The organism is Paraburkholderia sp. D1E (genome assembly GCF_052682275.1).
Map to the genome: position 1 here is coordinate 294,891 of NZ_JBQYMB010000001.1, position 13,210 is coordinate 308,100.

Sequence of the window (13,210 nt, forward strand, 5' to 3'; positions counted from 1 at the left end):
CAAAGCAGTGCGCACGCAGTCGGGTCCGACGCATCTGCTGCCCTTGCATTTGAGGCGATCCGCGATGCGGTTGATCGTAGAGTCAACAAACCTGTAGATACTCGTCGTCAAGCTCACTGCCAGTTTCGACAGACGATCAGCGAGTGGAGATTTGCTTGCAGGTAGCAGAGAAGATCCATTCGCTTGTCACGAGCCGCTCGAACTCGCCTCCTCAACGCAGTTGGGTCACATTGTTCTCGGAAAGAAAGTGTTGCTGCGCGCATTTAGCCGGTCGTCGCAACACCCTGAAATCCGGGAGTCGCAATGGGAACAACAAAACATGGCCGCTGTCGGCGTGGAGCGCGCCCGGCGGTGGGTTCGCTCGGGCGACCCGGCGTCGGTCTGAGGGAAGACCGGCAGCGATTCTGGAAGGCCACTTCTCGAGGCTTACCAAGCGAGAGGGCGGCTGCGGTAGCCGCCGTGTCACCAGCGGTCGGCGTGCGCTGGCTAAGGTGGTGGCATGCCTAATATCATTCTAACCGCGTTTTCTCTCCTTCTCCGAGCGGGAGGAGATTGCGCTTCCGCGTTCGCAGGGTCACGGCGTTTGTGAAATCGCCGGACGGGTCGGTCGGCACGCTTCGGCGATTTCACGGGGCCGAGCTGCAAAGCCGCTGTGACGCATACATCGCTATCGCGGAAGCGCCCGTGGCGGTTCTTTGAGAACGTGGAGTGTTCTGGTACGGCGTCCTCCAGACCTAACCGGCAAAACCAACGATATGCGAGGTGCAGATGCACCTCTTCGCATAGACGTCGCTCGGACCGGATGCCGAAGCAGTAGCCTACGCATCAACATGCGAATCATGAGTTTTGGATCTATCGATGGACGACCCATCGGGCTGTAGAACGGCGCGAGGTGCTGACGTAGATCTCGCAGGTCAAGGAAGTGATCGATACCTCTCAACAGGTGCGAATGCGGGACGTGGTTATCGAGGTTGAACGAGCAGAAGAGCTTGTCCTGTCCGCTATCCAGTCGACCCATCATGACGATTCACTCCCATCGTTTGATGTCTTCCAGGATGCTCAACATTCCGCATCTACGGCGACTTTTTCAACAGAATCGGCCAATTGCGGTCATTCGCGGTAGGCCCGATGCAGACGTACGAGCGGCTCTTTTACTCAAACAACGGTCATTTCCGCATAACTCGAAACCGTCGCTTCATCGGCAGTGGTCGAGAGGACGCCACAAACCATCCGCGTCTTATGTTTCGCAAAATTTTTGCATGTCGTTTAAACAACCGGATCAAAGATCGGCGGCATGAAGTTGGGCGATTCTTTGATATGGATTACAAACCTATCAAAAATCGGCATGTTTTGCTTTAGCCATATCAGGCTTGTTTCGATCGGTACATTCATATCTTCCACCAGATGATAGACCACGCCCGGTCGCGGAAAGCGCGCGAACACCTGCGGCACCCAGGCTATGCCCATCCCCGCGGCCACCAGACTGACGATGGTTTGCATTTCGATAGCCTCTTGTGCAATCCGAGGGGTGACGCCGCTCAAATGGTAATACGAGAGCAATGCGTCGAATAACGACGGCACCACTGTGCGCGGGAAAATGACGATCGGATCCGCTGCGATGTCGGCAAAGCGCAATACGGATTTGGTCGCCGCGATATGGTTCGCGGGTAGTGCAACGAGAAAAGGTTCGACCAGCACCTGCAGCGCCGAGAAGCCAACGGGTACCGCACCCAGCGCATGCAGGATGAAACCGGCATCCACTTCATCTGCTTCCAGTGAGGCCAACTGCACATCGAGCGTTGCCTCATGCAGCTCCAATGAGACATCTGGATTGAGTTGTCGAAAGTGGCTCATCCAGCCAGGTACTCGACCGTAAGCCACGGTAGAGACGAAGGCAAGCCGTAGCCGGCCGGTCTGCCCATTCGCGGCCGCTTTCACCAGCCCGGGCAATTCGTCAGACGCACGCAATAGGCGCCGCGCATATTCGAGCAAGGCTTCTCCAGCTGGCGTCAGCGCAACCTTTTTCTTCGTGCGATCAAACAGTGGTATCTCGAGCGAGTACTCCAGGCCGCGCATGGCCTGCGTCAGCGGCGGCTGCGTCATGTGGAGGCGCGCTGCGGCACGCCGGAAATGCAATTCCTCCGCGACCACAACGAACTGACGTAACTGGCGTAGATCGGTCATTTGATACGTTCCGTGAATCAAAAGATGCTATTAAATATATTAGACCCATCAATTTTGATTCTAAATACTTTCTTCACGGACGTCGATACGCCCCCCATGTAAGCGTCAGCGGATCCCGTCTTGAATCGCGACTTCCCGAATGTGAAGGTGATGCTTTCGTGAGAACGAGGGCAATGCGATGGAAGACGAGAACATTAAGGCTGCAACGGCGATGGGTACGCGTCGCCCACGGCAAGGGGAAGCGTTCTGGGGCGAAATGGTCACCACCTGGAAAGCGAGCGGTGTCGGCGCTCGGCGGTTTTGCCGAGAACAGGATCTGGCGGTAAGCACCTTCAGCCTGTGGCGCAAGAAGCTCTCAAGCCCGGTCAGAGAGATTAAACAGCCACTCGCGGTTACTGCGGATGCCGCATTCATCGGTTCCAATCTGGATGGTGAACTGGCTTCCTCAAGGCCGCTTGTTGCAACGCCGGCGGCGGATGTATCGCCGTCGCGTGACGGGGTGACGCTCTCGCTCGCTGGCGTTCGTATCGAACTGAGCGGCGTTCACGCCGAGCGCATCGTGCGATATGTGCTCGGGCAGCTCGGAGGTGGTCGGTGCTGATTACCTCGGACGTTCGCGCTTACATTTGTCGCGACCCGGTCGACATGCGCAAGGCGATCGATGGGCTGTCTTATCTCGTCGAGCCGCTACTTGCTCAGAAGCCTGCATCGGGCAACCTGTTCGTTTTCGTGGCGCGAGACCGCTCCAAAGTGAAGATTCTTTATTGGGACCGGACCGGTTTCGCGCTTTGGTATAAGCGTCTCGAAAGAGGCCGTTTCCCGTCACCCTCATTACTCGCTCAGCGCGGCTTCACGCTCGCGGAACTCAACGCATGGCTCGAAGGCATCGAGATCCCGGCGCGAGAGCCACACCGCACCGTGGCAGTGACGCGCGTGGCATGAGGTGCTCCAGCGCGGCCCCGAGCTTGTAAACGTGGCTTGAGTTAGGCATCATGGAGCACATGCCACCCAACGCCGTCACTGTCGCGGATCTTCCCGTCGAGCCCGATGCGCTGCAAGCATTCGCGCTTGAACAGAACCGGCTCGCACGGGTGTTGTGGGAGCAGTTGGAAATCCTTCAGTATCAGATCGCGCAGTTGAACCGTGCGCGCTTTGGCGTGAGCTCCGAGCGCCTGGCGGGCCAAGCCGAGCTGTTCGACGCCGCAACCGATATCCCGGCACCGCCGGCGGTCGACGCCATTCCCGTAGGGAGTCACACCCGTAAAGGGCGTCCGGCGCTACCGAAGGACCTGCCGCGCACACGCATCGAATACGATCTGAGCGACGAACAGAAGATGGCGTTCGATACGCTTGAACGGATCGGCGAAGAGCGCAGCGAGACGCTGCATTACGAGCCGTCCAGGCTCACCGTCATTGAGCACATCCGCTTCAAATACGTGGCGAAGAAGGATGGCGAATCGACCATCGTGACCGCAAGCGCTCAGCCGTCGCCGCTGCCAAAGAGCAATGCGAGCGCGAGCCTGCTCGCCAATGTCCTGGTCAATACCTATGTCGATCATCTGCCGTTGAATCGACAGGAAATGCGCTACGCGCGCCGTGGTGTGTACTTGCCACGCGCTACGTTGTGCGAATGGAAGCTGGCATCTGCTGAGCTGCTCTCGGTACTGCTGCCTGGTTTGCGCGCTCACCAGTTGAAGGCGCCGCGCATGCACGTGGATGACACGACGCTACCTCTGCTTGAGCGAGGGCACCCATCAACGCGCACAGCACGATTATGGGGTTATCTGGGCGCGGGCCAGCGCAACGAGAACGGCGTCTGGGTCGACCACCCGCCAGCGGTCGTGTTCGAGTTCGCTGAGTCACGCGCGGGCGCGCATCCGCTGCTGTACCTGAATAAATACAAAGGCTATCTGCAAGCCGACGCGTACAGCGGTCATGGCGCGCTTTACGCGCGAGGTGACATTATTGAGGTCGGATGCTGGGCTCATTGCCGTCGACGGTTCTTCGAAATTGCCAAGGCTCAGAAAGACCCCGGCCTCGCGGCGCAGGCACTGCAGTGGATCGCCAAGCTATATGCGATTGAATCACGTGTCAAAGACCAAACCCCGGACATCAAACTTGCAGCACGGCAAGCGCAGACGTTGCCGGTGTTGGCACAGTTTCGTCAATGGCTAGAGGCAAACAGCATCGGTTTGCCCGCGCAAGCCCCGCTCGGCAAGGCCTTCGGTTATGCGTTGCGACATTGGGAGGCGCTTGTCCGATATACAGAGAACGGCGTCCTGTTGCCAGACAACAATGCGCTTGAGCGCCAAATCAGACCGATTGCCCTCGGAAGGTCGAACTGGCTGTTCGCGGGGTCTCCACGAGGTGCGCGTGCGGCGGCAACAATGTATTCACTCCTTGGGACCGCTCGCCTTAACGGTATCGAACCCTATGCGTGGCTCGAACGAACACTTGAGAAACTGCCGTCGTATCCCGTCAATCGCGTGCACGAGCTCTTGCCGCTCGCCCGTTAAAACACCTCTACACCATGGACATTCTCGACTCGCTTCGGCAGGCGCCTAGTGCCGAGCTTTATCGCCTCTATCTTGCTATCGGCAAAATGCTCGATGATCCCCGACGTATTCTCGAAATACGTCAACGCCTGCACCTGGGGATGGCCGTTAACTACATCGGCGATAACCCGCTTGGACCGCCGGCGCAAGGCACCATAGTCGAACTCCGCCAGACACAGGCAGTGGTTCAGGACAGCACAACTCGACGCCGTTGGGGCGTGCTCTATGCGGCGATCATCCCGGAAACTTCGACTGTTCAGCCTCAGGTTGAACCGACACCGCCGCCGAGAACGCAGCGTGAAGAGTTCTTCATCGGTGACACAGTTAGCTTCACTGACAAGCACCTAAGCGAGCGCGTCGGAGTCGTCGTGAGGCTGAATGCCAAGACCGCATCGGTCGCCGTCAATGACACCGATGGCCACTGGCGCGTTTCGTACTCTCTATTGCGAAAGATCGTCGACATTTAGCCGCGAAAACTGCCCTAACGGGTTGTGCTGACGGATACCCCCCCATATTCATCCGCAACTGCCACGTCCATCGCCTATTCAGGAGCCTCACGATGATCATGCTTTTCAAGGCGACACTATCCTGTCGCCGCGCCCTGGCCGCCGCCATACTGCCTTTTGCTCTTTGGGCATTGTTCAGCTCAGCTCACGCGGCAACGCTTGAAGAGATCAAGAAACGCGGCTACATCATTGTGGCCACGGAAGACGACTACCGGCCATTTGAATTTGTGAAAGACGGGAAGCCGACGGGTTTCGACAACGAAATGGTCGATGCATTGAAAAAGTACACACCCTTCCAGATTCATCACGAGATTCTGCCTTTTACCGGCATTCTCGCGGGTGTCGCCACGGGCAAATATGACATCGCGATTACCGCTGCAGTGATGACCAAAGATCGTATGCAATCGCTGGATTTCGCCAGTCCGATTGCGGATGCCACCGACTACTACGTGAAGCGCAAAGCGGACAACTCGATACAGACTATCAAGGATCTGAGTGGCAAGACCGTAGGCGTGCAGGCCGGAAGCGCCCAACTGGCTCACTTGTCTCAGTTGCAAGCAGAGATCGAGAAACAAGGCGGAAAGATGGGCAAGATCATCCAGTACACCTCCTATCCGGAAGCGTATCAAGATCTGGCTATCGGCCGCACCGACTATGTCGTCAACACCATCATTAACCTGACCACCCTGGTGAACGAAAAACCAGCCGTCTTTGCGCTGGGGCAACCGGTCGCTGCACAATCCGTTGCTGCCTGGTCGGTCAAGAAAGGCAACGCCGATTTGCTTGCTTTTATGAATGAATTCATCGCCAGGCAAAAGGCCAATGGTACGGTCAGTGCGTTGCAGAAAAAATGGTTTGGTCGGTCGTTCGATCTGCCTGTGACCTTCACGCCGGCCTACTAAAGCGCAGATGACTTACCTCGATGTCCTTTCGATCTTCAGCGGCGCACTCACCACGCTGCTGTTGTCCGCAGCCGGGATCATGCTGGGTCTGCCTATCGGGCTCGGCATGGCATTGGTGCGGTGGTTGCGTGTACCTGTTGTTGCCTCGCTCGTGGCTACGCTGGTGAGCCTGTTGCGGGCCGCGCCCCTGATCACGCTACTGTTACTGCTGTTTTATGGCTTGCCTAATCTGGGCATTGAGGTAGGTCCGGTATTTGCAGGCGTGCTTGCTATTACTTTGAATACGTCGGCGTTCAACTGCGAGATCTGGCGTGCAGCGCTGGTCACGTTCCCCAAGGATCAACTGGAGGCTGCGCAGTCGGTCGGGATGAGTCGGGGGCTCTGGTTACGGCGCATCGTGTTCCCGCAAATCGTGCACACCAGTCTGCCGGCGCTCGTCAATGAAATGTCCCAGCTGATCAAAGTCACACCGGTACTCGCCGTGGTCGGCATTGTCGATATCACGCGAGCCGCTGTGCGGATCGGCGCGGACACCTACGATCCGCTACCTCCCTTACTTGTAGCCGCAGCGATCTACATACCCATGGTATTCGCTTTGGTGAGCATGCAGCGCTGGGTGGAACGCCGGCAGATACGTCTGGAGACGAATCCATGATGCATGATTTCGGCATCGTCTGGGCTCATGCAGATCTGTTGGCCTCGGGTCTTCTTAATACGATACTTTTATCGGTGATGGCGGCCATCGCCGCGCTGGTATTGGGCGGCTTGCTCTCCACCGTTCTGGTGCTGCGCGCGCGACGGTTGACGAGCTTCTTGCGGGCTGCAATCGACGTTGCCCGCTGCACGCCGTTTTTGCTGGTGGCCTACATCATTTATTACGGCCTGCCGTCCTTGGGCTTACGCATGGATAGCTGGAGCGCAGGGCTGGTCGCGCTGGTGGTGTACCACACCGCCTATATGGCTGAAATTCTTGCCAGCGCATGGCTGGCTTTGCCGCGCGATCCGATCGAAGCAGGCTACGCGTACGGCTACAACGGGCTACATTTGTTCCGGCGCATCGTACTGCCGCCGCTGGCCTTGAATGCATCACCGGTGTTGGGGAATCAGACCATCCAGATCGTCAAGGATAGTGCTTTTCTGACGATTATTTCCATTCCTGAGCTCACGCATGCAGCCAGTGCAATTCAGTCCCAGTACTTTGTTCCATTTGCCGCCTTCATTACCGCCATGTTGCTGTATTGGGCAATCTGCCTGATTGTTGAAGCGGGCGTGTCCTATATAGCGCAGATCGCGGAGGCCCGCAGATAATCATGAACACTCTTTCCATGAAAACAGAATACAACCGGCCGGTGCTGAGTATCGCCGGGCTTTCGAAGAGTTTTGGCGCGTTGCCGGTCCTCAAGAACGTTAGCCTGAGTGTTGCTGCCGGCGAAACGGTGTGCCTGCTGGGCCCTTCGGGTTCCGGGAAATCAACCTTGTTGCGCTGTATCAACTGGCTTGAGCGTCCCGAACACGGCCGCATCCTGCTTAACGGTGAACAGATCGGTATCACCAATGGCGGCGTGGTGATGAGCGACCGCGAGTTAGCAAAAATCCGCATAAGCATCGGCATGGTGTTTCAGCACTTTGCCCTCTGGCCTCACTTGACCGTGCTGCAGAACGTGATGGAGGCGCCCGTGCATGTGCAACGCCGCCCACAAGACGAAGTTCGCATGGAAGCTGAAGCATTCCTGCGCCGCGTTGGAATGTACGAGAAGCGGGACGTCTTTCCGGCACGCCTGTCTGGTGGACAAAAGCAGCGCGTTGGCATTGCGCGAGCATTGGCCATGAAACCCGAGTTATTGCTGTTCGATGAGCCGACCAGCGCGCTCGATCCTGAACTGGTGGCCGAAGTCCTGGCTGTCATGCGCGACCTCGCGAGCGATGGCATGACGATGGTTGTGGTCACGCATGAAATGGCTTTTGCCAGGGAAGCGGCCACGCGTATCGCATTCATGGATCAAGGAAGCATCGTCGAGAGTGCTTCCCCCGACGCCTTCTTCTCCATGCCTACGACAGAACGGGCACGTCAATTCTTGCAGCGCTATTCAAGCCACACCGGTGGTGCTTAACCCTGCGGTTACACGGTTGTTTTATCCCCATCGTTTTGCAATCTCCCTCGGAACTGGATCATGAAATCAAAAGAGACACAGAGATGAATATGAATACTTCACCCCTCACGGCGGAACGTGACGCACATCGCGCCCGTTATGAAGCCTTGCGCGCGGAAGGTCAAGGCGCCACCGCGAAAGCGCTGCCCGCGCTTACGGACCGAAATCTTTCTGTCACCAAGGACGATGTGCTGCACCGCGAGCGTATCCCCGGTGGCTGGTACTGGAGCACACGCGTCGCACGTGGCGAAGCTCTGCGCATCGTGAACGTGTCGGGGCAATCGGCGGTGTCGCTGATCGCCTGGTGCGAGGCCGATATGTCGGAGCGGCTAAACACGGCCGATACAATGAAGGTGCAATGGAGTACCGGACTACGTAACGGTCGTGTCATTTATACAGAAATGGGGCGTGTCGCTTTTTCCATCATCGAAGATACCGTGGGTGCGCATGATCCGCTGATGGGACCCACCACGCGCGAATCGATGATCAAAACCCTTGGCCCGCAGGGCGCTCGCAATTCGCGCGACAACTTCTTTGCGGCTGCCGCAAAGTATGGTCTGACCCGTCGCGATGTCCCGGCCTGCATCAACTTCTTCGCACCGGTTTCGATCGACGGTGATGGCCGTTTTGTCTGGCGTGCCGGGCAACGTACGGCTGGCGACTTCGTCGACCTGCGCGCCGAAATGGATTTGCTGGTGGTGTTGTCCAATGCCGGCCACCCACTCGACCCGGCGCTGTCCCTCACGCCAGAGCCGGTGGAGGTGATCCAGTTCGTTGCGCCGTTGCCCGCCGCCGATGACCCTTGTCGCCATGCGTGCCGGGAAGTCGAGCGTGCCTTTGAATTCACCGAGCGGCATGTGCGCCGCGGGAGCCAACCATGATCAATATGCCAGCCTTGGGCGACATCGTGCTCGAGCTCGTGATTCCTCCCCGTACGCCTTGGTCGCACGTGGTGCGACGCGGACAAACCCTGCGCCTTATCGATGTGGCAGGGCAACAGGCTGTCGACGCGCTGTTCTACGGCGCCGCGGACTCCGCGCAGCGCTACAGCGCCCAAGACACCGTACGTGAGCAAGGCACAGCCTATGTACAGCTGGGTACCCGGCTGATGTCCAATCAAGGCCAGGTGATGGCACGCATCGTGGCCGATAGTTCCGGGCGGCACGACACCCTGGCCGGCTGCTGCGCGTGTGAAAGTAATGCCGTTCGGTTTGGCGAAGCCACACGATATCAGCACGCATGCAGAGAGAACTTTGTGCTCGAGATCGGCCGATATGGCATGGGCAAGCGGGACATCGTGCCTAACGTCAATTTCTTCATGAACGTGCCAATCGATGAAGCGGGCGATTTCGCCGTGCTGGATGGCATTTCACCTCCCGGCAGCTATATCGATCTGGTCGCAGAAATGGACTTGCTGTGCGTGTTTTCCAATTGCCCTCAGATCAACAACCCGTGCAACGATTTCGACCCGACACCGGTGCGGGTGTTGATCTCGGACACGCATCTCGCCACGTCGTAAAACGCCCCGCAGCGCTGGACATATCGCCGGCCTGTGGGCGGAAGCGGGACGATTTTCAATCGCACTAATTTTCTTCGTTCGACTTAGCCAACTGATGGAACGAGATGCATCGTAATAAAAATATCATCAATCCAGCCGTGCGAAGGTCCATGGGTTTAGCGGTGTCGTATGTAACCTTTATCAGCGGCGAGGGTGCAGCATGAACTCTGTCGACCTGAACACCTTGGAGGCATGGCAGGCAGCGCGTTTGTTGGCAAGAAGGGAGCTTCTCGCGGCGGACCTGGCACGCGCCTGTCTCGATCGTATTGTTCAACGCGATGGCGAAATCCATGCGTTCGCGCACCTCGATCCGGACCATGCCATGGCGCAGGCCCATGCGCTGGATCGGGGTGCCATACGGGGGCCGTTGCACGGCCTGCCTTTAGGAGTCAAGGACCTGTTCGATACAGTGGATTTTCCCACCACTTATGGTTCGCCCATTTATGAGGGCCATCGCCCCGATAGCGATGCGGCGGCTGTCGCGCTATGCCGCGAGGCCGGTGCACTGGTGATCGGCAAAACCGTGACGACTGAATTTGCTTTTTTTCATCCGGGGCCGACCTGCAATCCGCGCGATGTGCGACACACGCCAGGAGGGTCGTCGAGCGGCTCGGCGGCGGCGGTGGCCGACCATATGCTACCGCTCGCTTTGGGCACACAGACCTCGGGTTCAGTGATCAGGCCGGCGGCCTATTGCGGGGTGGTGGGCTACAAGGCCAGCTCCGGCCGGGTGCCGCGTGCCGGGGTAAAAAGCATCTCCGAAGCGCTCGACACGCTCGGTGGTTTTGGCCGCAGCGTGCGCGATGTGGCTTTGCTGGGTGCAGTACTGACCGGAGATCGGCGTTTAGAAGAAGGCTTGGACGATCCCAAGGCGCCCCGCATCGGCATGTGCCGGACCGCAGAATGGCCGCATGCCGATGCGGACACGCAGCAGGCCTGGGCAGAGGCATCGGCGGTGCTAATACGCCACGCGCCAGCTACGCAGGATGTTGCGCTGCCGGAGGATATGCCCGATCTGGTCGCGTTGCAAAAAGAGATCATGGCGTTCCAGATGTATCGGGCCTTGAGCTACGAGCGATTGTGCAGTCTCGATCAGTTCAGCTTGCAACTGCAAGCGCAAATGGATGATGGAGCGAAGATTTCCAGCGCTTCACATGCACATCATTTGTGGCAGGCACGCACAGCCAGGCGCCGCATCAATCTGGTATTCGAGCAGTTCGATGTACTTGTCGCGCCCAGCGCGGCGGGCGAAGCACCTATCGGTACGGATGCTACAGGCGACCCAGTATTTTGCCGCGGCTGGACATTGCTCGGCTTGCCTTGCGTGCACCTTCCGTTCGCCAGGGGGCGCCACGGCTTGCCGATCGGCGTGCAGCTGATCGGCCGCTGGGGCGATGACCATCGCTTGCTCGCTTTTGCCCAATGGGTACACGACAGGCTTATGTCTAAAGGAAGATAACTACGTGATACACGTCCATCTGGAAAATTCCACGGCGAAGGCTGAACCTTTCTGGCTGACTACCGCGCTGGTCGATACTGCGTGCGCGAGCTACGGCAATTTGCCGGGCGAGGCGCGCTTCACGGTAGGTAATGATCCCGCAGCGATCCATGCTTGCTTGTCTACGGCAGACGTTCTGGTCACATCCGCCGGTGTGATCGCCGATCCGCGTTTTCCGCGCGACGATCTTGTGCGGATTGCGCCGAAGTTGCAGTTTATCCACCTGATCGATGCAGGAGTAGAGGATGTCATGCCACTGACCTGGCTGCCCGCTCATGTGCAATTGATCAACAACAGCGGCGTGCATGTAGAGAAGGCACGCGAATTTCTGCTGATGACACTGCTGGCTTTGAATTCGCGATTGCCGCAGATCATGAACAATCAGTGGCACGCGCGCTGGGATGCCATATTTACATCGGCGATCAAGGACAAATGCTTGCTGGTGGTTGGTCTAGGCGATTTGGGCAAAGCGGCGGTCGCGGCGGGACTGACATTGAACATGCGCATTTTGGGCGTGCGTCGGTCTGCGCTTGCCGTGCCTGGCGTGGAGCGTGTGTACGGGCCCGATCGACTCAAGGAAGCCATGGCGCTCGCGGATTTCGTCGTGATCTGTACGCCGCTGACCTCTCAAACCCGCAATATGATCAGTCGCTCGGTGTTAGAAGCCGCTAAACCAGGCGCAGCGCTGGTGAACATCGGCCGGGCGGAGGTTCTGGACCATGACGCACTGGTTGAGTGTCTTGAGAACGGTCTGCTCAGCGGGGCGTTGCTAGATGTACTGCCGCAGGAACCGTTGCCGGCGTCGTCTGCACTTTGGTCTTGCCCCAATCTGATGATAAATCCGCACGTGGGCGCAGATGATCCGACCACCTACATGCGCGAAACGATGCGTTTGCTGTTTGACAATCTACGCGCGCACGGGCGCGGAGAATCTTTGAAGAATGTTGTCGATCGGATAAGGGAGTATTAAGCCCAATATCTTGAGTTTACCCCGGACTATGGTCGAGCTACCCATGCTAGCGTCTCTCGCAAATAGCAACGTTGTTATCCTGGAGCATTCAAAATGGCGTTGTCAAGTTGTCGAGACCACAGCCTAAAGGCGGCAGAAAGAGCATCCGTCAGAAAGCGTAAGACGGATCTTGGGCAAACTCAGTGAATTCGCGCCAAGCGACGAACCGGGCAGCGAGCTGTTTGCGATAGAGTGAAGCGCGCAGCAGATGCCGTTTGAGCGCGAAATGTTGCCGAATCGGCCCGAAGCACGAGAGAAATTTCTGTGTGCGTTTCGGGTCGCGAAAGCCACGCATGCGACGCTCGCGTTCGCGTGTAGGTTGGTGGCTGTTCTCGGCCCGATTGTTGAGCCGGGCTGCCGCTTTGACGAACACGTGCTTCACGTTTGCAAGCTCCGGGATCTCGGCTTTGGCCGCCGGGTAGCTGCGCAACTGATCGGTGACGATTTTGCGTGGCACCGGGCTTGAGCGAAGCACGCGCTTGAAGAAGCGCTTGGCGGCGGTCTTGTCACGCCGCTTTTGCACCAGGATGTCGAGTTCGGCGCCGTGCTCGTCGACCGCACGCCACAACAGGTACGGTTCGCCTCGCAGCGTGATGAACATCTCGTCGAGGTGCCACGTGCTACCGGGCTTGCGCCGCGCAGCTTTCACCCGATGAGCAAAGCCCTTACCGAACTTATCGCACCAACACCGGATCGTCTCGTATGTCACGATCACCCCGCGCTCGAAGAGTAGTTCTTCGATGTCGCGCAAGCTCAACTCAAAGCGAAAATACCAGCGTACGGCGCAACTGATGACCGCGGCTGGAAAACGGTGACCGTGATAAAGCGATTTCGATTTCTTCATCCCG

14 protein-coding genes and 2 pseudogenes are annotated in these 13,210 nt (G+C 58.0%); 13 read left to right on the top strand and 3 right to left on the bottom strand.

What is annotated here, in order from left to right:
* Nucleotides 1–533: 533 nt before the first annotated feature.
* Nucleotides 534–656, top strand: a pseudogene (locus ACUN0E_RS01415) (helix-turn-helix domain-containing protein); the annotation flags it as partial.
* A 4-nt stretch (nt 657–660) separates the two neighbouring features.
* On the opposite strand, the pseudogene ACUN0E_RS01420 reads toward ACUN0E_RS01415, so the two are convergent.
* Nucleotides 661–1,021: pseudogene (locus ACUN0E_RS01420) on the bottom strand (transposase); the annotation flags it as partial.
* A gap of 245 nt (nt 1,022–1,266) precedes the next feature.
* Nucleotides 1,267–2,184: a LysR family transcriptional regulator gene (locus ACUN0E_RS01425; protein ID WP_408238228.1), complete on the bottom strand. Its 918-nt coding sequence runs from the start codon at nt 2,182–2,184 to the stop codon at nt 1,267–1,269.
* 178 nt (nt 2,185–2,362) lie between these two features.
* On the opposite strand from ACUN0E_RS01425, the gene tnpA reads away from it, so the two are divergent.
* The 12 genes from tnpA to ACUN0E_RS01485 all read left to right on the top strand — a co-directional run bounded on the left by tnpA (nt 2,363) and on the right by ACUN0E_RS01485 (nt 12,323).
* Complete coding sequence (gene tnpA / locus ACUN0E_RS01430; protein ID WP_445565381.1) at nt 2,363–2,785, top strand: IS66 family insertion sequence element accessory protein TnpA; 423 nt, start codon at nt 2,363–2,365, stop codon at nt 2,783–2,785.
* The gene (gene tnpB / locus ACUN0E_RS01435) at nt 2,779–3,126 is read left to right on the top strand and encodes an IS66 family insertion sequence element accessory protein TnpB (protein WP_445565378.1); all 348 of its coding nucleotides are present in this window, start codon (nt 2,779–2,781) and stop codon (nt 3,124–3,126) included. The genes tnpA and tnpB overlap by 7 nt, the downstream gene beginning before the upstream one ends.
* Nucleotides 3,127–3,185: 59 nt before the next feature.
* Nucleotides 3,186–4,700, top strand: a complete 1,515-nt coding sequence (gene tnpC / locus ACUN0E_RS01440; RefSeq protein WP_445565377.1) for an IS66 family transposase — start codon at nt 3,186–3,188, stop codon at nt 4,698–4,700.
* A 14-nt stretch (nt 4,701–4,714) separates the two neighbouring features.
* Nucleotides 4,715–5,206 (top strand): hypothetical protein, encoded by a 492-nt coding sequence (locus tag ACUN0E_RS01445; RefSeq protein WP_445565376.1) that lies wholly within the window; start codon nt 4,715–4,717, stop codon nt 5,204–5,206.
* Between the two features lie 92 nt (nt 5,207–5,298).
* Nucleotides 5,299–6,147 (top strand): transporter substrate-binding domain-containing protein, encoded by an 849-nt coding sequence (locus tag ACUN0E_RS01450; protein WP_445565382.1) that lies wholly within the window; start codon nt 5,299–5,301, stop codon nt 6,145–6,147.
* 7 nt (nt 6,148–6,154) lie between these two features.
* Nucleotides 6,155–6,802 carry an amino acid ABC transporter permease gene (locus tag ACUN0E_RS01455; RefSeq protein WP_445565383.1) on the top strand — a complete coding sequence of 216 codons (648 nt, stop codon included), beginning with the start codon at nt 6,155–6,157 and terminating at the stop codon, nt 6,800–6,802.
* Complete coding sequence (locus ACUN0E_RS01460) at nt 6,799–7,455, top strand: amino acid ABC transporter permease (protein WP_408238219.1); 657 nt, start codon at nt 6,799–6,801, stop codon at nt 7,453–7,455. The genes ACUN0E_RS01455 and ACUN0E_RS01460 overlap by 4 nt, the downstream gene beginning before the upstream one ends.
* Before the next feature lie 2 nt (nt 7,456–7,457).
* Nucleotides 7,458–8,258 (top strand): amino acid ABC transporter ATP-binding protein, encoded by an 801-nt coding sequence (locus tag ACUN0E_RS01465; RefSeq protein WP_445565384.1) that lies wholly within the window; start codon nt 7,458–7,460, stop codon nt 8,256–8,258.
* Between the two features lie 89 nt (nt 8,259–8,347).
* The gene (locus tag ACUN0E_RS01470; RefSeq protein WP_445565385.1) at nt 8,348–9,178 is read left to right on the top strand and encodes an urea amidolyase associated protein UAAP1; all 831 of its coding nucleotides are present in this window, start codon (nt 8,348–8,350) and stop codon (nt 9,176–9,178) included.
* Between the two features lie 14 nt (nt 9,179–9,192).
* Nucleotides 9,193–9,816, top strand: coding sequence for an urea amidolyase associated protein UAAP2 (locus tag ACUN0E_RS01475; RefSeq protein ID WP_445565386.1), 624 nt, complete (start codon nt 9,193–9,195; stop codon nt 9,814–9,816).
* 199 nt (nt 9,817–10,015) lie between these two features.
* Nucleotides 10,016–11,314, top strand: coding sequence for an amidase (locus ACUN0E_RS01480; protein ID WP_408340458.1), 1,299 nt, complete (start codon nt 10,016–10,018; stop codon nt 11,312–11,314).
* Between the two features lie 4 nt (nt 11,315–11,318).
* Entirely contained in the window at nt 11,319–12,323 is a 1,005-nt protein-coding gene (locus ACUN0E_RS01485; RefSeq protein ID WP_445565387.1) for a D-2-hydroxyacid dehydrogenase, read from the top strand.
* Nucleotides 12,324–12,471: 148 nt separating this feature from the next.
* Here ACUN0E_RS01485 and ACUN0E_RS01490 read toward each other — a convergent pair whose 3' ends face one another.
* Nucleotides 12,472–13,206 (bottom strand): IS6 family transposase, encoded by a 735-nt coding sequence (locus ACUN0E_RS01490; RefSeq protein WP_445565388.1) that lies wholly within the window; start codon nt 13,204–13,206, stop codon nt 12,472–12,474.
* Nucleotides 13,207–13,210 lie beyond the last annotated feature (4 nt).

Bases quoted from the DNA above. Each gene is read 5' to 3' on its own strand.
- ACUN0E_RS01445 (WP_445565376.1), top strand. From the start codon at position 4,715: ATGGACATTCTCGACTCGCTTCGGCAGGCGCCTAGTGCCGAGCTTTAT.
- ACUN0E_RS01460 (WP_408238219.1), top strand. From the start codon at position 6,799: ATGATGCATGATTTCGGCATCGTCTGGGCTCATGCAGATCTGTTGGCC.
- ACUN0E_RS01480 (WP_408340458.1), top strand. From the start codon at position 10,016: ATGAACTCTGTCGACCTGAACACCTTGGAGGCATGGCAGGCAGCGCGT.
- ACUN0E_RS01465 (WP_445565384.1), top strand. From the start codon at position 7,458: ATGAACACTCTTTCCATGAAAACAGAATACAACCGGCCGGTGCTGAGT.
- ACUN0E_RS01470 (WP_445565385.1), top strand. From the start codon at position 8,348: ATGAATACTTCACCCCTCACGGCGGAACGTGACGCACATCGCGCCCGT.
- tnpA (WP_445565381.1), top strand. From the start codon at position 2,363: ATGGAAGACGAGAACATTAAGGCTGCAACGGCGATGGGTACGCGTCGC.
- ACUN0E_RS01425 (WP_408238228.1), bottom strand. From the start codon at position 2,184: ATGACCGATCTACGCCAGTTACGTCAGTTCGTTGTGGTCGCGGAGGAA.
- tnpC (WP_445565377.1), top strand. From the start codon at position 3,186: ATGCCACCCAACGCCGTCACTGTCGCGGATCTTCCCGTCGAGCCCGAT.
- ACUN0E_RS01450 (WP_445565382.1), top strand. From the start codon at position 5,299: ATGATCATGCTTTTCAAGGCGACACTATCCTGTCGCCGCGCCCTGGCC.
- ACUN0E_RS01455 (WP_445565383.1), top strand. From the start codon at position 6,155: ATGACTTACCTCGATGTCCTTTCGATCTTCAGCGGCGCACTCACCACG.
- ACUN0E_RS01490 (WP_445565388.1), bottom strand. From the start codon at position 13,206: ATGAAGAAATCGAAATCGCTTTATCACGGTCACCGTTTTCCAGCCGCG.